At 44.9% G+C, this 21319-nt stretch carries 16 protein-coding genes; 3 read left to right on the plus strand and 13 right to left on the minus strand.

Annotation, left to right across the window (positions count from 1 at the left end; genetic code table 11):
• Window positions 1-71: 71 nt before the first annotated feature.
• The 10 genes from AB6E54_RS09340 to AB6E54_RS09385 all read right to left on the minus strand — a co-directional run bounded on the left by AB6E54_RS09340 (window position 72) and on the right by AB6E54_RS09385 (window position 10670).
• Complete coding sequence (locus tag AB6E54_RS09340; RefSeq protein ID WP_017059625.1) at window positions 72-1292, minus strand: ammonium transporter; 1221 nt, start codon at window positions 1290-1292, stop codon at window positions 72-74.
• Between the two features lie 376 nt (window positions 1293-1668).
• The gene (locus AB6E54_RS09345; RefSeq protein ID WP_017059624.1) at window positions 1669-2085 is read right to left on the minus strand and encodes a hypothetical protein; all 417 of its coding nucleotides are present in this window, start codon (window positions 2083-2085) and stop codon (window positions 1669-1671) included.
• Complete coding sequence (locus AB6E54_RS09350; protein WP_102333340.1) at window positions 2069-3142, minus strand: formate dehydrogenase subunit gamma; 1074 nt, start codon at window positions 3140-3142, stop codon at window positions 2069-2071. The genes AB6E54_RS09345 and AB6E54_RS09350 overlap by 17 nt, the downstream gene beginning before the upstream one ends.
• A 13-nt stretch (window positions 3143-3155) precedes the next feature.
• A complete protein-coding gene (gene fdh3B, locus AB6E54_RS09355; RefSeq protein ID WP_004733723.1) occupies window positions 3156-3764 on the minus strand; it encodes a formate dehydrogenase FDH3 subunit beta in 609 nt (202 codons plus the stop codon).
• Window positions 3765-3775: 11 nt separating this feature from the next.
• On the minus strand, window positions 3776-6631 hold the full coding sequence (locus AB6E54_RS09360; protein ID WP_372106288.1) for a formate dehydrogenase subunit alpha: 2856 nt from the start codon (window positions 6629-6631) through the stop codon (window positions 3776-3778).
• Window positions 6632-6641: 10 nt separating this feature from the next.
• On the minus strand, window positions 6642-6842 hold the full coding sequence (locus AB6E54_RS09365; RefSeq protein ID WP_371724615.1) for a twin-arginine translocation signal domain-containing protein: 201 nt from the start codon (window positions 6840-6842) through the stop codon (window positions 6642-6644).
• Window positions 6843-6920: 78 nt separating this feature from the next.
• Window positions 6921-7559 carry a molecular chaperone gene (locus AB6E54_RS09370; RefSeq protein WP_017059621.1) on the minus strand — a complete coding sequence of 213 codons (639 nt, stop codon included), beginning with the start codon at window positions 7557-7559 and terminating at the stop codon, window positions 6921-6923.
• Window positions 7560-7568: 9 nt separating this feature from the next.
• Window positions 7569-9236 (minus strand): 4Fe-4S dicluster domain-containing protein, encoded by a 1668-nt coding sequence (locus AB6E54_RS09375; protein ID WP_372106287.1) that lies wholly within the window; start codon window positions 9234-9236, stop codon window positions 7569-7571.
• 299 nt (window positions 9237-9535) lie between these two features.
• On the minus strand, window positions 9536-10219 hold the full coding sequence (locus tag AB6E54_RS09380; protein ID WP_102333337.1) for a DUF3306 domain-containing protein: 684 nt from the start codon (window positions 10217-10219) through the stop codon (window positions 9536-9538).
• The gene (locus AB6E54_RS09385; protein WP_017059618.1) at window positions 10209-10670 is read right to left on the minus strand and encodes a DUF3305 domain-containing protein; all 462 of its coding nucleotides are present in this window, start codon (window positions 10668-10670) and stop codon (window positions 10209-10211) included. The genes AB6E54_RS09380 and AB6E54_RS09385 overlap by 11 nt, the downstream gene beginning before the upstream one ends.
• A gap of 455 nt (window positions 10671-11125) precedes the next feature.
• On the opposite strand from AB6E54_RS09385, the gene fdhD reads away from it, so the two are divergent.
• Entirely contained in the window at window positions 11126-11947 is an 822-nt protein-coding gene (gene fdhD / locus AB6E54_RS09390) for a formate dehydrogenase accessory sulfurtransferase FdhD (protein WP_372106286.1), read from the plus strand.
• Window positions 11948-12169: 222 nt separating this feature from the next.
• On the opposite strand, the gene AB6E54_RS09395 is transcribed toward fdhD, so the two are convergent.
• Window positions 12170-13753 carry an ABC-F family ATPase gene (locus AB6E54_RS09395; RefSeq protein WP_009846736.1) on the minus strand — a complete coding sequence of 528 codons (1584 nt, stop codon included), beginning with the start codon at window positions 13751-13753 and terminating at the stop codon, window positions 12170-12172.
• A gap of 462 nt (window positions 13754-14215) precedes the next feature.
• Between AB6E54_RS09395 and AB6E54_RS09400 the strand changes: the two genes are divergently transcribed.
• Together AB6E54_RS09400 and AB6E54_RS09405 are read left to right on the plus strand one after the other, a co-directional pair.
• The gene (locus tag AB6E54_RS09400; RefSeq protein ID WP_372106285.1) at window positions 14216-16561 is read left to right on the plus strand and encodes an ATP-binding protein; all 2346 of its coding nucleotides are present in this window, start codon (window positions 14216-14218) and stop codon (window positions 16559-16561) included.
• 1 nt (window position 16562) lies between these two features.
• Window positions 16563-17450: a mechanosensitive ion channel family protein gene (locus AB6E54_RS09405; RefSeq protein ID WP_017063876.1), complete on the plus strand. Its 888-nt coding sequence runs from the start codon at window positions 16563-16565 to the stop codon at window positions 17448-17450.
• Between the two features lie 368 nt (window positions 17451-17818).
• Here AB6E54_RS09405 and AB6E54_RS09410 read toward each other — a convergent pair whose 3' ends face one another.
• The gene (locus tag AB6E54_RS09410; RefSeq protein ID WP_102333335.1) at window positions 17819-19846 is read right to left on the minus strand and encodes a cache domain-containing protein; all 2028 of its coding nucleotides are present in this window, start codon (window positions 19844-19846) and stop codon (window positions 17819-17821) included.
• Entirely contained in the window at window positions 19836-21299 is a 1464-nt protein-coding gene (locus tag AB6E54_RS09415) for a sigma-54-dependent transcriptional regulator (protein WP_372106284.1), read from the minus strand. The genes AB6E54_RS09410 and AB6E54_RS09415 overlap by 11 nt, the downstream gene beginning before the upstream one ends.
• Window positions 21300-21319: the final 20 nt, after the last annotated feature.

A 21319-nucleotide genomic window follows, 5' to 3' on the forward strand; every position in this document is an offset into this window, starting at 1 on the left:
GCGACCGAAGCCGCTTAGTTCTGTTCAACAGTTGTCTACTTGATGTGCTTTACCCCACCAAGTGAACAACGTTAGTCTTCGTTGATAGAAGAGATCTTATGGATAGAAAGATCCGCACCGTTGAATTCATCTTCTTCACTTAAGCGTAGGCCTGTTAGTTTGCTCAACACACCGTATACGATTAACGCGCCGACGAAAGCAACAGCAACACCTGCGACTGTACCAATCAACTGAGAAGCAAAGCTCACGCCGCCTAGACCCCAGAAAGCTTGTTGGCCGAAGATACCAGCAGCAACGCCACCCCAGGCACCACATACGCCGTGTAGAGGCCATACACCCAGTACATCATCGATCTGTGTTTTGTTTTGCATATAAGTAAATAGGTAAACAAACAGCGCACCTGCCACACCGCCCGTCACCAAAGCGCCAAGTGGGTGCATCAAATCTGAGCCCGCACAGATAGCGACGAGACCAGCCAAAGGACCATTGTGGATGAAGCCCGGGTCATTTTTACCTGCAATTAGAGCCGCAAGAATACCGCCAACCATGGCCATGAGAGAGTTCATTGCCACGAGACCGCTGATGCCATTGATCGCTTGAGCTGACATCACGTTAAAGCCAAACCAACCCACACATAAGATCCAAGAGCCTAGTGCTAAGAATGGGATATTCGATGGTGCGAAGTTGGTGTGTTTGCCTGCACGGATTCGACCTTTACGCATCCCTAAGAAGTAAACTGCGACCAAAGCAATCCAACCACCTACGCCGTGAACCACTACCGAGCCTGCGAAGTCATGGAACACGTAACCAAACTGACCTTCTAGCCAATCTTGGAATCCAAAGTTGCCGTTCCAAATGATGCCTTCAAAAAATGGATAGATGAAACCAACCGTAAACAGTGTCGCAATCAAAATTGGATAGAAACGAGCACGCTCTGCGATACCACCAGAAACAATCGCAGGAATTGCCGCTGCGAATGTCATTAGGAAGAAGAACTTAACCAGTTCATATCCGTTGCCTTGCGAAAGTGTTTCTGCGTCTGCAAAAAAGTGTGCACCGTAAGCAACCCAGTAACCGATAAAGAAGTAAGCAATGGCGGAGACACCAAAGTCGGAAAGGATCTTAACCAGCGCGTTGACTTGGTTCTTCTTTCGAACGGTACCGACTTCTAGAAATGCAAAGCCAGCGTGCATCAAGAAAACCATGATGGCGCCGAGTAATAGGAATAAAGTATCTGAACTTTGGGTAAGGGTTTGTACTGCACTATGAACTTGAGTCACCGTTTCACTCATTAAAGCATTCTCCTTCGCTTTATTTGATTTGCACTGATATCGTGCGATTCAATGTTGTAATTAATTAAAGACTCAACAGTGAACGCAAGATGCGTTCCAAGTGTGTGGTGTAATTTTCGTGCAACAGTTTTTGCTTTTAACTTACTGATTAATTGATAATAAATTTATCGGTGCACTTTCTTGGTTCTTAATGAGCGTGAAAATGGAAACAAGAATTGCACCAATTAAGGGAGTTGCACCATATTGAAGCGGTCAATACTATGCTTCATTAAGTTTCGTTGCTGATTAGAAACAAAAAGCCCAATGACCGAAATCATTGGGCTTTCAAAAGGACTATTGTGCTAGATAATTCGCTATCTAGTGAGCCGATACTCGACTACAAGTTTGGACCTGTTGTCGGGTTTTGCGGTAGGTTTTGACTTAAACGCTGCATACCTTGATACATACGAATAAACCAAACCACAATCGCAACACCACCGAACAACATGCCTACATACGGTATGTAGTAAGCGATGTCATCGATAATATGATTTTGATACCAGTAATCGTTCACACCGATCAACACGCCATTAGAGGTCGCTACTGTCACGATAAGTACAACAAAGAACGTCAAGTTCAAGAAGAACGAGCGAATCAAGCCGTAGTAATGGGTATCCACTACTTCACCATCTTCGCCTTTATCTAAACGATAGCCCGCGTAGATGATGGCAACCACACCAGAGAGAAGACAAGTAAATGGCGTAAAGCAGCTTAGTATGTAAGCGACCCAAATACCTTTATGAGGTTTGTTCATTCTTATTCACCCCTTCCGTTTTCTCTGTTGCTGCGTTAGCGCTTTGTTCAACGCCGTTTTTCTCTTGTTCCATCACTTCTTTGTACCAAAGATCATGGTGCTCTTTAGCCCAAGTCTCATCAACTTCGCCTGTTACCATGCCTTCTAGTGCCCCTTCCATACCGAACAAGCCGATGTAGATGTGGAACACGAAACCACAGATAAGGATCAAAGCAGCCAACATGTGGACTAGGTTTGAGAGCTCCATATCTCGACGGGTTTGACCGAAGATTGGGAAGTCTAAAACCAAGCCACTGATCGCAGCCACACTACCCATAACAATCAATAGCCAGAACAGTGCTTTTTCACCCGCGTTCGAAAACTCTGCAGATGGATGAGAACCTTTATGTTTCCCGACCATACCACCCAGTTTCATGAACCACTGTACATCGACCATCTTGAAAATAGACTTGCGCCACCACTTGATGAGAACAGCCATCAACAGCACATAGAAAATCGGGCCGATGTAGTTGTGGTATTGCTTCGCCAATAGAACGATGAAGCCCCAAAGGTCTGTTGGAATGTACGGCTTCAAGAAGTGCTTACCGTAAACCAACATCAAACCACTGAACGCCAGTGTTAAGAAGGTAAAGGCCATACTCCAGTGCAAGGCACGGTCTAGTCGAGACCAACGTTTGATCTTACGGCCTGTTCTTGGCGCACTCAGCATTAATGGGCCAATCACAACGTACATTAGAGTAACGAAAGCAATACTGCCAAAGATAGCGACAGCACCGGCTGGTGACATCCACTTCTCTTTCAATATGTACCACGCTTGACCTGGGGTACTGATCAACACACCGTGCTCAGCCGATTGAGATGTGGTGTAACCTTCTTCACCGTTTCTTACTTGTCGCCAAAAATCAGCGCCAGCAAGTTGTGTGATTTCTCTTTCAGCAGAGCTCGATTGAGTTTGTGATGAGTTCGTCTCAGATGCATGACTCAAAGGAGACAGCATTGTTAGTGCTGCCAACATTGGCAGCACAACAAGGAAGAGACGCTTAAACATTGTAAGCATATGTCTCTCCTAACTAGCTCTTCATCGCATCGTAAGAAAGGTCATTGCCGTCTGTCCAGCCTGCACCCTTCGCACCACGTTCAACAACACGCTGGCGGAATACATCAGAGACTTTCTCTGCATCACCCGCTAGCAGTGCTTTGGTCGAACATAAAGAAGCACACATTGGTAGCTTGCCTTCAGCAATACGGTTCGCACCGTACTTCTGACGTTCTTCCACAGAACCTGGCTCTGTTTCTGGGCCGCCAGCACAGAAGGTACATTTGTCCATTTTACCGCGCTCACCAAAGGCTTCCTGTTTAGGAAATTGAGGTGCGCCAAACGGACAAGCAAACAAGCAGTAACCACAACCGATACACAGATCTTTATTGTGAAGTACGATGCCGTCTTCCGTATGTTCAAAACAGTCTGCCGGGCAAACTGCCATACAAGGGGCATCAGTACAGTGCATACACGCTACTGAGATAGAGTTTTCACCTGGTTCGCCATCGTTCAGTGTCACAACGCGACGACGTTGAATACCCCATTCCAGAGCATCATCATTTTCATTCTTACATGCAGTGACACAACCGTTACATTCGATACAACGCTTGGTGTCACAAAGAAATTTCATTCTAGCCATTTTAAGACTCCTTACGCTTTACGAATATTACAAAGGGTTACTTTCGTTTCCTGCATCAACGTGACAGGGTCGTAACCGTATGTGGTTGCTGTGTTAGCAGCTTCACCAATAACGTAAGGATCAGTGCCTTCTGGGTATTTAGAACGCAAATCTTCGCCTTGGAACTTACCACCGAAGTGGAATGGGATGAATGCCAGACCCGGTTTCACACGACGTGTAACCATCGCTTTCACCTTAATACGGCCCTTCTCTGCACCCTCAACCCAAACATCGTCACCGTCTTTAAAGCCGATGTCGTTTGCATCTTTCGGGTTCACTTCAACAAACATCTCTTGCTGTAGTTCTGCTAGCCAAGGGTTAGAACGGGTTTCTTCACCACCACCTTCGTACTCAACCAAACGACCAGAGGTCAGGATAATCGGGTATTCGCCAGATTTGTCTTGCTCTTGAATCGACTTGTAAAGCGTAGGAACACGGAAGATAGCTTCTTTGTCGTCCCACGTTGGGTAATCAGCAACTAGGTCGCGACGTGGCGTGTAAAGTGGCTCACGGTGCAGTGGTACACGGTCTGGGAATGTCCAAACAATCGCACGTGCTTTCGCATTACCAAATGGGATACAGCCGTGTTTAATTGCCACACGTTGGATACCACCTGAAACGTCAGTCTTCCAGTTTTTGCCTTCAGCAGCCGCTTTCTCTTCTGCAGTTAGATCATCCCACCAACCCAGTTGTTTCAGTAGTTTGTCACTGAACTCTGGGTAGCCGTCTTTGATCTCACAGCCTTTCGAGTAGCTGTCTTCTGCCAGTAGGCTTTGACCTTCAAACTCAACACCAAAACGAGTACGGAAGTTACCACCACCTTCAGCAACCGTCTTAGACGTATCGTAAAGGATGTGTGTACCCGGATGTTTCATCTCTGGTGTGCCCCAACATGGCCAAGGTAGACCGTAAGTCTCGCCATTTGCTGGACCGCCTTCTGCTTCTAGAGACGTTTTGTGGAATGTGTGCCAATTCTGTTGGTGTTCTTTCAAACGCTCAGGGCTTTGGCCTGTGTAGCCGATTGTCCACATACCTTTGTTGAATTCACGTGTAATATCTTCAATCAGTGGTTGGTTGTTCTCAACACGGATGTTTTTGAACAGCTGATCAGAGAAACCAAGCTTCTTAGAAAGCAGGTACATGATTTCGTGGTCAGGTTTAGATTCGAATAGAGGATCAACAACCTTGTCACGCCACTGTAGAGAACGGTTTGACGCCGTTACACTGCCGTAGGTTTCAAACTGAGTCGTTGCTGGTAGCAGGTAAACGCCGTCGGTACGATCATTCATTACCGCTGCAACCGTTGGGTATGGGTCAACAATAACCATCATATCCAGCTTCTGCATCGCTTTTTTCATCTCTGGACCACGAGTCTGAGAGTTCACCGCGTGACCCCAGTAGAACATGGCACGGATGTTTTCGCGTTGGCGAATCTTGTCTTTGTCTTCAAGTACGCCATCAACCCAACGAGATACAGGAATACCTGCACTGTTCATTGGTTTTTGACCGCCGTATGCGTTGTCGTCGAAACGGCCTTTCACCCAGTCAAAGTCGATATCCCAAACTTTTGACCAGTGACGCCAAGAACCTTCAGACAAGCCGTAGTAGCCTGGAAGTGTGTCTGACAGTACGCCAAGGTCAGTTGCGCCCTGTACGTTATCGTGACCACGGAAGATGTTTGCACCGCCGCCTGATTTACCGATGTTGCCTAGCGCAAGCTCAAGTACACAGTAAGCGCGTGTGTTGTTGTTACCAGTCGTGTGCTGAGTACCACCCATACACCAAACGATACAACCCGGACGGTTTTCAGAAAGTAGTTTCGCGGTGTGGTATACGTCTTGTTCACTTACGCCAGTAACGCGCTCAACTTCAGCTGGGCTCCACTTCGCGACTTCTTCACGGATCTCGTCCATGCCGAATACACGTTGTTTAATGAACTCTTTGTCTTCCCATTGGTTTGCAAAGACGTGCCATAACACACCCCAGATAAACGCAACGTCAGAACCTGGACGAAGAGAAACGTAGTGATCTGATTTCGCAGCAGTACGCGTACGACGAGGATCCGCAACAACGATCTTACAGTTGTTCTTCTCTTTCGCGATCAAGATGTGTTGCATCGCTACTGGGTGAGCTTCTGCTGGGTTTGAACCAATGAACAGCATCGATTTACAGTTGTGCATGTCATTGAACGAGTTTGTCATTGCACCGTAACCCCAAGTGTTCGCAACACCGGCTACTGTGGTTGAGTGACAAATACGTGCTTGGTGGTCAACGTTGTTGGTGCCCCAAAGCGAAGCCATCTTACGGAATGCATAAGCTTGCTCGTTACTGTGTTTCGCACTACCTAGGAAGTAAACTGAATCAGGGCCAGACTCTTTACGAAGTTCTAGCGCTTTGTTACCGATCTCTTCAATCGCTTGTTCCCAAGAAAGCTTCTTCCACTTACCGCCTTCCAATTTCATTGGGTACTTAAGACGACGTTCACCGTGGCCGTGCTCACGAAGTGCTGCACCTTTCGCACAGTGTCCACCAGCGTTGAATGGGTGATCGAATGCCGGCTCTTGACCTGTCCATACGCCATTTTGAACTTCAGCGTAGATACCACAACCCACAGAACAGTGAGAACAGATAGTACGTTTCACTTCTGTTTTCGATTCTGGATCGACTGATTTAGCCTGTGCTTTCTTCATCATACCTGGTGCAAATAGACTTGCGCCTACCACTGCGCCACCAGCAGCTAATGAAGTGTTTTTCATGAAGGCACGTCGAGACACACCTAGCTGATTGGTTTCTTTGCTCACACTATCGGAGCGTTTGACAAGTTTCATCCGTTATCTCCTAAAGTGTGTCGTAGTAATCGCGAATGTGTTGCGTCTCACGATACCCTGTCTTCTTCACGTCTTCTGTCGAAATTTCAACAGTTTCTGAAGCGGTTGCCACTTTAGTTGTACCAGCGACAACGGCACCAGCAACGGCTGCAGTCGTCAAGCCTTTGAGTAGATCCCTACGGCTTGTATTTATATCTTTATTATCTTTCATCATTGCTTCCTTACCTTACGGTAGATCTTTTTTTGGAGGCTTAATGCCCCTCTATCGATATAATCGCGTACTGCTCGATTACTCGTAATCAGTGACGTTTTTCACATCAATCTTTAATTTGTGCTTACTGCTTTTTGTATTCACGCTAAAACGCACTTGTTCTAACGTTAAGAATGCTTCACACAGTTGAGCGGCCGATTTGTAGAAGTTCGCGCTTTCTGCCCCTTCAAGCTGACGCGTGAAAGAGTTAAACCAAGGGCCAAGGTGCTTATTGAATACCGCCTGTTGCAGTGCTTCTTCTTCAGCCGTTAGCATCGCCATCACTTCACACAGTGCTGCGATATGATCTTCCGGCTCTTTCACTTGATCGTCACGCTCAATGCCTAAAAGCTCTAAGTCATGACGAATCTCTGCCAATGGTTTTTCCATCATGGCGCCAGTGCGATGCCAAGAACCAAATGGAACGACTTCTCCACGCCCAATACCGATGAACAAATCTTGATATTCGTCTTCAAGAGCTTCACGGTTTGATTCTGTTGCCGCTTGTTGAATGGCAATCCAAGCCTTTTGCATTGCGCTTTCAGACGCTTCAATATCGAGTGTTTTTAGAAAGTCGATCACCTCTTCAGAAGGTGCGCTGCGAAACAGTGCGGATAGAACCAAATAGATCTCAGTTCTTAGTGTCTGTTCTTGTGCCTGATCCAAATTCGTTTCCAAGGCTAACTCCTAGTATTTCAATTGTTTCAATGGGTCTTGAGCCATTGAATCGAACATATCCACCACACGGCAGTCTTCACACATAGCAATACGATTAATCGCTGCTTCATCTGAAAAGTGAGAGTGACCGCGTAACTTGTTCTGTAACATGTCAATCATAGACTGAGGTGCGAATGGTTTATGGCAACGTACACATTCCGCAGCTTTCTCTTCATGAATCACAACTGCTTTTTGACGTTCTTCTTTTACCCAGTTCATACGAGGCGTAAGAGTCAGAACATTTTCAGGACATGCCTTTTCACACAAGCCACATTGAATACAGTCTTGTTCTACAAATTTAAGTGATGGAGAAGCCCCGTCGGTATGAAGTGCACGTGTCGGACACACAGCCACACAGCTCATACATAACGTACAATCTTTGCTATCACACGAAACGTTGCCGTAAGGTGCGTTTGACGGAAGCTCAACAATATTTTCAACAGGAATACGAGCTGAAGACATCGCATCAAGTGCTGTAAATAGACGTTGGCGCTTGTTGCCTTGAAGATCGCCAAGTGCAAGGTCGAATGAATCCACACAAAGTGTTGGAGGACATTCACGTAGAGATTCTAAGTACAGAATATCGATGGTTTCTTTTGGAATACCGATTTGATCTAGTAGTTCTTGAGCAATCCCTACTTCGTTATTCAGAACACGAATGATCGTTTCTGGCATAAAGCGAGATGCGGCAAACAGAACCTGAGTTGCGCCATTAACTAAAGCTGCAAACCAAGTATCGATACCAATAGATGGCAGTTCTTCTACGACAATTGGAATCACGTTATCTGGTAGCGCTTTAAGAGCCATCACGTTGTAAGTCTCATGACGTGAGCTACAGATAAGTACGATTGGATCCAGACCACCCGCTTGCTCGTAGTTAGCTAGCGTACGTTCAATGAATTTTTGAGTATCGTCAGGGTTAGGTAATGCGTAAGAGATAGCTTCTGTCGGACAGCTCGTTGCACAAGTACCCACGCCTTGACATAGGTAAGGGTTAATCTCGATCTTATGACCCGTCTTATCTGAGCCTTCACTTGAAAGTGCACCAGCAGGACAAGCATCAACACAACGCTCACAACCTTTAACACCACGAGAACTGTGTGCACATAGGTCTGTGTCCAAACGGAAGAACTTAGGCTTATCAAACGCGCCCATTAACGTAGGAATTTCTTCTAACGCTTCAGCCAGTTTTGGATAACCACGACCTACTGGGTAATAACCAGGAACAGGCACTTCTTCAGTCATGCAGCTATTCAGACATAAGTCCAAAACCACATCAAAACAGTCATGATTGATTGCTACTTTTGCAAGGTTATTGGTTCGGCCTTTGTTTTCGATTAGAACTTCGAACGTACCAAGGAACCCTGAAACCTGAACAGCATTTGCGTAGTAAAGCTCTGACTCAGTATTCGTTGCCTTCACACCATCTGTCGAAAGCAGTGTTAGGCTTGTTAACTGAGGTAATTGAGCCGCAGCACTTTCAATGATCGCAGTTGGACCAATAACAAGTGTATTACCGCCGCTTTCGTAGCTAACAGTAGGTGGAATCAGATTTGTTAACTCAACTGTATTTTCAAATGCATACAGTCTTGCTTTAGCGTTATTTGAATTTGCTTGTTCTAATAATTGTTTAAGCATTGCTCAGTTCCATCTTTGGACATGGATAATCTGTTCAACCTTTATTGTAGTAAGCGAGAGAGAACTTGCTGAGTAATCCGTTAACAACTAACCCTTTAGCCAGTGTGTCGTTCGTCAGACCGTGAACTCGTCTATCTACAAAAAAGTTGATAATGAACGTTATTTTGCAAATGCCATGCCAATTTAATATGCCTTATATTTCAGTGATTTAATCCTATATAACGTTTATTGTGCGTATAAAAAAACCGCTTGGGACATTTTGTCGCAAGCGGTTCATTGAGTGTTTAGTCAAAATGTACCTATTCTTTGTGTGGTATATTTTGTCCCACCTCTTTCAGGTCTGCTTCGTCTGACATTGTAGCGTTATTATCCGATACTGTGTTTTTATACAGTTCTTTTTCTTGTTCGGTTATTTCGGCACTTTCTGACGTTTCAAGTTTATTATCAGATACCTCAAGATCGCTTTCAGAATTTTCTAAAACTTCACCTTCGTCTTTATTATCAATGATTTGCTCTTCTTCTGGCGCAGTTTCTTCTTCCGTTTTGTCTTTAACCCAATCACGCAAGGTTTCCGCAACCCCTTCAGAAAGAGACTTCAAATTACTGTAATCGTCGTCGTAATCATCTAAACCATCACGAACGTTGAATTCTTCTGAGAGGAATAATTTACGCAATGCCGCTTTTTTTACGCTTTCTGAAGCTTCTGACACCAATAATTGAGCAACAGACAAGTCTTCAGTCGTTTCTGATGCTATCTCCTGAGAGTCAATAGTTTGAGAATCGACAGCGTGTTCTGGAGACTCTTTTTCCAAAGTTCCACGTTCTAGTGACTCCGATGTTTCTGCGTCTATAGATGAAGCAGCAAACGAAGTCTTTGCGGAAGTAAGCTCAGTTTCCTCAAGCGTTTGTTGCGCTTCTAAAGGTTGGTCGGTTGATTCATCAAGCTTTCGTTGAGACCAACGGCTAAAAAAGTTAGTTGCCATTTGATCGACCCGCGCCTTTACGTTTCTTACGTCTTGCTTCTAATAACTCGCCATGACGACCGATGAATGCTTCCATCCAAGCTTGTACAGGCAATGGCATGTCGTAAGACAATACTTGGTTATCTCCGTCCATGTATTGGCCTGCGACTGTTTGTGATGCTGTCAGTAATTGAATAATAGGTTTACCGGAGTCAACATTATCCATAACTAAGAATAGCTTAGGTTGCTGAGAGCTTAGATTGAAGCGGTAGTCGGTACGTTCGTCTTTGTGCAACTGAAGCAAACATACGTCTGGGGTTTCATGTTCAGGTGATAATTCAAAACCGATGAGTTCCCATTGAGTTGTTACCCAAATGCCAGTTTTGATCTCTTTCTCTATTCTTTGGACACCGATTGGCCAAGCTGCTTCTGTTTTTTCATATTGTTCTTTGAATTCTTTTATCTCAGACATACTTCACCCAATTGATTTTCTTTGGTCTGAATGCACTTAGGACATTTTGTACTGTGTGCATTCATATACACCCCATAAAGCAATAAACACGCCAATACGGATTAACTGCGAGAGCGTATCTATAGCGTTCGTTATCAAGTTGTCACTATAACGTTAGTCGATACTGGTTATTTCAGACAACTCCACCCGGTGAACTCTCATATTTTGCGCTATTTTAATCTAATGCTTCATGTTTCCATCAATCCCCGTTATTTTGGAATAAGATTTGCTTTAGCTAATTCGCTAATGTTCTTCACAGAGCTATGTATTCACAGATCTATGGCATGTTCGAGAACGATAATCGAAATCTAGGCCATAGCGAATCAACAAACTAGCGCATTAATGAATGAGAGCCTTATTGCTCTTGTTGACTTCTTATCTCATAAAATCGCTATCTCATTAAGTAGGAAATGACTGTGGTAAAACCAAACATAATAAAAACCAGTGAGAACCCTCTTCAGACAATCGAAGTTGAAGTGTTTGATGAATATGGCGAAAAGCTAACGAAACAGATCGCGTGTGAGCGCCCTCTTACCGTGATGTTGAACTGGAAAGAGATCGTAACCTTAATGACATTGGGCTCTCGTCCTGAGTCATTAGTATTAGGCTATTTGAAAAACCAAAGCTTCCTTTCCGATCCGGAAGCGGTTGAATCTATTATCATCGATTGGGAAACCAGCTCTGCTGCGGTTATCACCAAAGAAGATACAAGCCAACTTGAGCAAGCGCTTAAGAAGAAGACAGTTACCTCTGGCTGTGGCCAAGGTACCATGTATGGCAACGTGATGAAGCAATTGGAAGATTACCAAGTGCCTCAAACCAAGATTAAGCAATCTGAAATCTATACGGCTCTAGAAGCGCTGACTCATTATAACGACACCTACAAGAAAGCGGGTGCGGTTCATGGCTGTGCTGTTTGCAAAGACGACAAGGTTCTATCGTTTGTTGAAGATGTTGGCCGACACAATGCCGTTGATACATTGGCTGGTGAGATGTGGCTTAACAAAGAGACAAGTGAAGATAAGATCTTCTACACCACAGGCCGTTTAACGTCTGAGATGGTGATTAAGGTTGCGCAGATGGGAATCCCTGTTCTACTGTCACGCTCTGGCGTTACACAAATGGGCTTAGATTTAGCGCAGAAGTTCGGCATAACAACGATTGCTCGTGCTAAAGGCTTGCGCTTCCAAGTGTTCACGGGTGCAGACAAGATTGACTTTGATGTGAAAGGTGAATAATCAGCAGTCGGAAAAAAGCGTAGGTTTGATTGGTGATTCACTAACCGCTTCTAATTGTAAAGTTCTGATGTAAATAGTTAGTGACCCATCAAGGATAAATACATAGAAACTTAGCTAGATACAAAAACGTCGTCATGCTTTTTAGTATGACGGCGTTTTTAATTTTCAATTTATAGCTTAATTTCCAACGCATAGAGTTGAAAACTAAGGCTAACTTAAAGCTTAGCCGCGTGCTTTCAAGAACTCAGCGTAAGTACCGCGGAAATCGTTGATCTTGCCATCTTTGATTTCAAGGATACGAGTTGCAAGCGAGTCTACGAATACACGGTCGTGAGATACGAAGAACAATGTGCCTTTGTAGTTCTCAAGAGCCAAGTTAAGCGCTTCGATAGATTCCATATCCATGTGGTTTGTTGGCTCATCCATTAGCAGGATGTTTGGTTTATGCATCATGATCTTACCAAGAAGCATACGACCTTGCTCACCACCAGAGATAACCTTTACAGATTTCTTAATGTCGTCTTGACCAAATAGCATACGACCTAGGAAGCCACGAACAACTTGCTCGTCTTCGCCTTCTTGGCGCCATTGGCTCATCCAATCAAACAAGTTCATGTCTGTCTCGAAATCGTGTGCGTGATCTTGAGCGTAGTAACCGATGTTTGAGTTTTCAGACCACTTGTACTCACCTGTGCGAGGCTCAAGAGCGCCAGCTAGTGTGTTAAGTAGTGTTGTTTTACCCACACCGTTCTCACCGATGATAGCAACACGCTCACCTACTTCGAAAATACCGTCGAACTTGTTGTATAGGTCTTCTTCAAAACCTTGAGATAGGTTTTCAACCACAAGTGCGTTACGGAATAGCTCTTTAGACTGTTCGAAACGGATGAATGGGTTTTGACGGCTAGACGCTTTAACTTCGTCTAGTTGGATCTTATCGATCTGCTTAGCACGTGACGTTGCTTGCTTCGCTTTAGATGCGTTAGCAGAGAAACGAGATACGAACGTTTGAAGTTCAGCAATTTGTGCTTTCTTCTTAGCGTTGTCAGACAGTAGACGCTCACGAGCTTGAGTCGCAGCCGTCATGTACTCATCGTAGTTACCTGGGAATAGACGAAGTTCGCCGTAATCAAGGTCAGCCATGTGTGTACAAACAGAGTTTAGGAAGTGACGGTCGTGCGAAATGATGATCATTGTGCAGTTACGTTGGTTTAGCGTGTCTTCCAACCACTTGATGGTGTCCATGTCCAGGTTGTTCGTTGGTTCGTCAAGAAGCATGATATGCGGGTCTGCAAACAGTACTTGAGACAATAGAACACGAAGTTTCCAACCCGGTGCTACTTCGCTCATCAGACCGAAGTGCATTGATTCTTCAATACCTACCGCTAGAAGAAGCTCACCAGCTTTAGCTTCTGCCATGTAACCGTCCATTTCAGCGAACTGAACTTCAAGGTCAGCCACTTTCATGCCGTCTTCTTCGCTCATTTCTGGCAAAGAGTAAATGCGGTCACGCTCTTGCTTAATAGCCCAAAGCTCTTTGTGACCCATGATAACCGTGTCGATTACCGTGAATTCTTCGTAAGCAAACTGGTCTTGGTTTAGCTTAGCAACGCGCTCGTTTGGATCGTAGCTTACGTTACCAGCACTTGGCTCAAGTTCACCAGATAGGATCTTCATGAACGTCGATTTACCACAGCCATTCGCGCCGATTAAACCGTAGCGGTTGCCTTCGCCGAACTTAACTGAAATATTTTCGAAAAGTGGCTTAGCGCCGAATTGTTGGGTGATATTTGCTGTGGAGATCAATGCCATTACCTTTTTAATGTGAAAAACGCCGCAACGTTACTTGTTCAGGGCTTTAACTGCAAGTATTGATTGCAATTACTGGCCATTAAGTGAGTGATAACCTAGCCAAATCATAGTTTGAACTGACTCACATTTTTGGTTTTCTATTTATCGCCGTAAAACCGTCGATTTTAAGGAAAAACAAAATATCGAACAGCGCACCATAATGGGCGGTATATAACGTCCCAAATCATGCCAACCATTGAATATATCGTATGCTGATTGGTCACAGTAAAAGCCAACCCGATCAACGCAACAGAAGACATAATAAAGATGCTCAAATACTAGCCTAATCCCTGACAATTTCATGACAAAATCGCTCGAAACAGGAATAAAGTACTCGCCCCCGACACGGGGTTGGATTTCACAAAGTCAGATTATCTAACTATAGTAATCCTAACCTCATAATTCTAAGAGACTTTTATGCGTTCACTATCGCGCTTCTTAATCCTCACTTTGGCCATTCTCTCTTGGCCTAGTCATGCCAACTTGGAATATGACTTACAATCTCAGCCGCAGGTATCCGATTCTGCTGTTGATCTCGATGATCGAATTGATTCGTTACCCGACCCCCTCTTTATGGAACCGTCGGACAGACGCCAAGTCAATATATTGCTCGCTGAAGTGCTACAAGTTCAAAAGCAGGAAATCAAAACCTTCGAGCAACAGATAAAAGCCTACAGAGCGAACAACGACGCCGATCAATGGTTTGCCGTTCAAACCAGTTACGTCACTTTGAATAGCTTGAATGTGAGCAAGCAACACCTGTTAGAGCAGACGAATTCCGCTAATAAAGAGCGCCTAACGGGTTTTGGCCCCTACGGCGTAACTCAATTTAAGCAAGAGTGGGAATTAACCAAGCTCAACATTGAGTATCTTGTTTACTTCCAAATTCGTAGCTTTAAAGCGCTCGTTAAAGACATCTTTATTTCGCCAGTGCCAGTGATTGGTGCCTCACTAAAAGTGTTATTCATCTACTTCGGTTTAGTGTGGTGGCTTGCCAACAGCACCCGCTTGATTGAACTGTTTCGAATTAACTTTCTTGAAGCGAAAACGAACCCTCCTTTTCTGGTTCGCGTGATTTGGTATATCAGCCGCGCTGATCGTGCGATTGCTTGGCTAATTGCCATCACATTGTCATTGAGAGTGCTTTCTAGTATCCCTAGTCTTCAACATTTGATTTTCCTGGAGATCTTCACTTGGTGGATTCTAGGTGGTTCGATTGCCATCAGCTTTATTTTGGAATTTGCCTACCGTTTAGGTCGTACATCAAATCAAGAAGTGATAGTACTACGTCTATCGACTATTCGTCGTTACGTGTGGAGTTTCATCGTTGCGGGTGTGACTTTGCAAATATCGAGTATCACGCTAGGCAAAGGTACGATTTACAGCTGGATTTACAGCGCTCTGTTTTTCTGGTTTGTGCTGGTCACGATCTCAGTTCTCAGACTATGGAGAGCGAAGGTCTTCAATACGTTGCAACACATCTCTGATCGCCCGGTATGGGTGAACTGGGCAGTAAACCGCAAGGATACCTTCTTACTTAATATATTGGCGACGGCCATTGGCATCGTATGGTTGAGTGTTTACAACTTCCAACACCGCATCATGGCCTTACTGTCTAATTACACACTGTTTAGCCAAGCTTTGGCGTACCTGTTTAGAATTGAAGTGGCTAAGCAGTCTGACCTTGACAAGAATCAGCAAAACTTGGTTCGAATCAAAGGCGATCAAACCTATGAATACATTCTTCCGGGTAATATCGACAGCACGCTGATTGATTACGCCGGTGATGAGGTTAAGCAACTGTCTCGCTACTTGATGTCAGACAGCCCTGCTATCTGTATTGTTTCAGGTGAACGTGGTGTGGGCGCAACAACGCTGCTTTATACCCTGCTGCACAAAGTCTCTAACGCTGAACCTGTCTACGTAAGTTGCCCTTACGCTGGTTATCAAGAGCTGTTAGCGCATCTAGCGGTGAGCATCGGCTTGGAAGAGAAAGCGACTGAGATTCAGATCTTGGCTCACCTTCGTAAAAGCAAGACCACGTACTTGATTGCGATCGATAATGCACAACGTCTAGTTAAGCCAATGGTTGGCGGCTTGTCTGATCTGATACGTTTAACCAACCTTCTGCGTCGTTCTAAAAAGAACCACCGTGTCGTGATATCGATCGCCAAATCAAGCTGGCGATTTGTGGATAGAGCGCGTGGCGAACGTTTGCTGTTTGACTTGGTGTGTTTCCTTCCGCGTTGGACAGAGAAACAAGTGGGTGAACTTCTAAATAGCCGTATCAATACGGAGCTTGAGAAGCCGTTGTCTTTTGATGGTTTAGTAGTCCCTAAGCAATGGGACCAAGATGATATGAGTGAAGAAGAACGTGCACGCCAAGGTTTCTATCGAATTTTGTGGCACTATTCTGATGGCAACCCTACCGTTGCGCTGCGTTTCTTCCGACTCTCTTTGAACCGAAACAAAGAGACAGATCAAGCAGTGGTGCGTCTGTTCCATGTTCCTGAAGCCCAGGAGCTGGAAAATATGCCGAAACCTATGCTGGCTGTACTTCGTTCTATCGTACAACTGGAAATCGCTTCTCCGGAAGTATTGTCTGAATGTACACAGCTGAGCACGGCAGAGATAACCGGCATTCTGCGTTACTTTGAAAGCCGTGGTTATATTGGTTGGCATGAAGAAAAGGCTCGAATTTCCGAGCACTGGTTCCGCCATATTACGAACGTTCTCGACCGTCAACATCTACTGGTGAAGTAAAATGAAGAAGTTATTTATCCTACTATTTGTTGGCTTGGCAAGTGCTGTCAGTTTCCCGACCTTTGCGACGGAAGAGTTAGCTAACGTAGAAAACATCTCTAAAATAGCGAGCCTTGTGCGATGGAGCGGCGTGTTCTTCTCCATGATCGTTATTGCTGCGATGTGGTTATTGCTTAAGTTCATCAACTCGTTAGTGACCAGCTTTGGAAGTCAGTTCGTGCAATATCGAATGCTACTGCAAAAACTGCAGTCGTTTACTCAGTTCTTCATCTATGTGAGCACCGGTCTTATCGTGTTCATGATGAGCTTTAGAATCAACGACCAAATACTGGCTTTGATTGGTGGTACCCTCGCCGTGTCAGTCGGCTTTGCGCTTAAAGATTTGGCAGCTTCATTCATCGCGGGCATCACGGTAATGATTGATAGGCCCTTTCAAGTTGGTGACCGCGTCACGTTCGAAGGCAACTACGGTGATATCATTACCATTGGTTTGCGTTCAGTGCGAATGAGAACCCTGAACGATGACATCATTACCATTCCGAACAACAAGTTCTTAAATGAAGTGACCACCAGTGGTAACTACGGTGCGTTGGACATGCAGGTGGTGATTCCGTTTTACGTTGGTATGGATGAAGACATCACCCTAGCCCGCGATCTAATTCAAGAAGCGGCGTCTTCAAGTCGTTATATCCACTTGCCGAAACCTGTAACGGTTTTGGTTAAACAGACGATTACCGATAACTACCTAGCAATACAGCTAACTTGTAAGGCTTACGTTGTGGATACTGCGTATGAGAAGCTGTTTGAAACCGACATTACTTTGCGTGTGATGAAAGAGTTTAAGAAGCACAACATCAACCCACCGAAAATTTCAGTAGCGGCGCATTAGGCTTGATGCTTTAGACGTTTGTTGCTTATAGCAAATGACTAGCCATAAATAAAAACACCTCCGAACTTATCGCAAGTGCGGAGGTGTTTTTTATGAGCTTTTTATCTTTAAGCTAATAGTCCTATTGATGCTAAACCTTAAAGTATTTCAATTGCTCAGTAAGGTGTTCTGTAATGTTCGCCATTTTCTGACTGTCTTCTGCGAGCGATTGTGAGGCTTGGAGTACCTCATTTGCAGCGAGTTGAGATTTGGTTTGCGATAGATTAGTAGTGCGGAATTTTCGTGCTTGGGCTAAAACGTTCGTGTAATAGCCCAAGCGCGTTAGAAATATTATCAGATGATAATATCAGTGAATGAGTTCTTAGAACTTATAGGTTTGATACAAGCAATTGAGGTGTCGCTTTCTGTTGAAGATAGATACTAAAGCAACTTCCCTTACCTACCTCAGATTCAACTCGGATCTCGCCGCCAGTTTGGCTCAAGATACTCTGAGATACTGACAACCCTAAGCCCGTGCCATCTCGTTTGGTGGTATAGAAAGGCGAGAAGATACGTTTCAGTTGTTCTTCCTTAATACCGCAGCCTTCATCTTGAACATGAACGATAGCGCCATGAGACACACCATTTTCAACCCAGTCTTCACTCGAAATGGTTAACGTGCCCTGACCGTCCATTGCATGAATCGCGTTCATTTGTAGGTTAACCAGAATCTGTAGCAATTGGTTTCGATTGACCTCGACTGAGGTTTTAGCGTTCAGCTGCGATACGTACACAATGCCTTTCTTCTTCGCACCTGTTTTTACGAGCGTAATACTTTCATCCACTATTGGGTTGATATGTTGCCACGTAATTTCGTCTTGTACGCCGCCGTGACGGCTGTATTGAAGCAGGCTTCGTGTGATATTTCGAATTCGGTCAATCTGCTCCATGATCGCGTGGACTTCCTCATCTACACGGCTCACTTCATCGCCCAGTTCAAACTTCATCAGTTCAACGTTGCCAAGAATCACGGCGGTTGGGTTATTGATCTCATGAGCAATACCAGCCGTTAATTCACCTAACGCGGCTAGTTTTTCATTGACCACCAGCTTATCTCTGGCTTGATTGAGAAGCTTGATGTGCAGTTCGAGTTCTTCAGTTTTCTCTTTCAAACTCGCGGTACGAGAATGCACTTTGCACTCTAGTTCAGACGCCGCTTGTTGAATCTCTTGATTACGCTCGTGCAGTAGATCCAACATCTTATCGAACTGTTTAGCGAGCAGTGTCAGTTCGTGTTGATCATCTAAACCTAGCGTACCAATTCGTTTGTCTTGACCCATCTGGACTAGCTTCACCACTTTATGAATGCGTTCGATTGGGTTGAAAAGATCACGCGCGCCACGGTGAACGATCAAACCGGATGCCAACAACAGCAACACAATGGTAATGCTAATTTCGCCAAGGTTGGTCAAGTAGGTTTCTATCAACGGCCAAATCAAATAACCGGTGTAAAGCATGCCGATCACATTATTAAACTGGTCATGGATTGGTTGGTAAGCTGTGATGTACCAAGCATCGTAAACATACGCTCGATCTAGCCACTCTTTACCTTCATTCAAGACTTTCGAGTGAACCTCGTGAGAAACACGTGTACCAATGGCGCGCCCTACACTGTCTTCACTGCTCAAAGGCACGTTGGTGCTGACACGAAGATCATCAAGGAAGACCGTGACCGTACCAATATGACGATTAAAACCTTCTCGTTGTGGATAGATAAGGTTACTGATTTGGTCAACAAGTTGAGTACTGTTATTCAGTAAGATCCCACCATCCAGAAAACCAATCACATGATCATGTTCATCTTTGATGGATACAACGGTTCGGCTTACCAATCCGCGAGTCTCGACCTCTTGCCCGTTGAGCATCGGAACTTCCGCTTTTTTAGCGAGGTCACGATCGAGATAATTGAGTTCATTACGGCTTAAGACACTGAAAAATGAAGGCTTGTGAGTTAAGTTTAGATATTCGAGTTTCTTTTCCATGCTCTCGACACTGCGCCAGCGCAGAAAATCGAGCTCATAGCGAGATTTGTTCTCAGACACCCAGCGAGTTAGCTCTTCGTGTGAAAGATCACTCGCGAGTTTGGTTCGAAAGTTATAAGACTCGGCGAACGCACGAACGTTGTATGCTTGCTGATTTTGGATCAGGTGAATACTGTTATCGGCAACATCCAAGCGTTCATCAACATCAATCAGAGCGCCCTGCCACGTGTAACGTATTGACCAATACAGTGTGATAGCCACAAGCGCGCACAAGGTCAGAATGATCGGAGCTGATGTTAGGAATAATAATCGGTAGCGAACCATGGTTTTGAATCGGAACGCCCACTTTGACCACCAACGACGTCTAATCGGCATATTCAGAGCCTTCCGTGTTCCAATCTTTGTATTTACGCTCTAGCGTTTTACGTGCGACGCCAAGATCTCTTGCAGCTGCCGATTTATTGCCATCATGAAAACTAACCAGCTGTTCTATATGAGATTTTTCTACTTCTTTGAGTGTCCAAGTGTTTGGATAACCCTCGGCAGCGTCTGCATTATTCAAGTTTGGCATTTCCGCACCATGTGACACCGTCACTGAAATGCTAGCGGGAACAGGATCACCATTAATCTCGCGCCAATAGTGTGCTGGTGGCTTGTCTAAAAGAATGCATCGTTCGACTAAGTTTTTAAGCTCACGAATATTTCCCGGCCATTCGTATTCGTTCAACGCCAAGATATCTTCATGTGCCCAATTTGGAACTGGCATGCCAAGCTCGCTCGATAAAAGACGAGTAAAGTATGGAACAAGTTCAATCAGGTCTGATGGGCGCTCTCTCAATGGCACCACATCAATCTTAAGTACATTTAGTCGGTAGAACAGATCGCGGCGGAAGTGCCCTTTGTCGACCTCTTCTTGAAGATTTCGGTTAGTCGCCGCCACTACTCGCACGTCAACGGAAATTTCCTTCTCGCTACCGACTGGACGAATGGTTCTTTGCTCTAACACACGTAACAATGCAGCTTGCATTGGCAGTGGCATTTCACCGATCTCATCAAGGAACAAGGTGCCGCCACTCGCGACTCGGAAAAGACCTTCACGGTTTTTCTTCGCACCGGTAAATGCGCCTGATGTATGTCCAAACAATTCGCTTTCTAAAAGCTCAGGCGCAATCGCTCCACAGTTGATTGGCACAAATGGGCCGCTACGCTTGCTGGCTTCATGTACACCACGAGCAACTAACTCTTTACCCGTACCCGACTCACCTTCTATAAGAACTGATGCTCTTGACGGTGCAAATTGACTGATCAGCAATTTGAGCTGTTTAGTCTTGTCTGAATTGCCGATCAATTCGGTCTTGATATGACGGCTAACATCACGCTTCAACGCATACTGCATTCTTTGGTCAAGGCGCTTGTCCATACAACGCAGAACCGCTTGTATCATCTGTTCGAGGTTGAACGGCTTAAGAATAAAATCTGAAGCACCAAGCTTAAGCGCGGATATGGTCATCTCTAGATCGGCATAACCCGTCATGAAAATCACATCGGCGCGTTTGTCGTTGTCGTTAAACGCCTCTTCCCACTCAATGCCAGAGCGGCCTGGTAGGTTGATATCAAGGACAATCAGATCAAAATGTTCGCTCGAACGCAGCGTTTCAGCCTCTTCAACCGATCCTGCGCTCGACACCTTGCCAAAGAACTTACCCAGTGCTTTCTTTAAGATAGCCTGCATACCCAATTCATCATCGACCACCAAGACGGAAAACGCCTGATACTGAGTCAATGTGTTCGGGTTGAGATTGGATGCAGATGAACTAGGTAAAGACATAATGATTAGCCGGTGAGAAA

The sequence above is a fragment of the Vibrio sp. 10N.247.311.49 genome (genome assembly GCF_041467655.1).
In the GTDB taxonomy this organism is placed as follows: Bacteria; Pseudomonadota; Gammaproteobacteria; order Enterobacterales; family Vibrionaceae; genus Vibrio; species Vibrio crassostreae_C.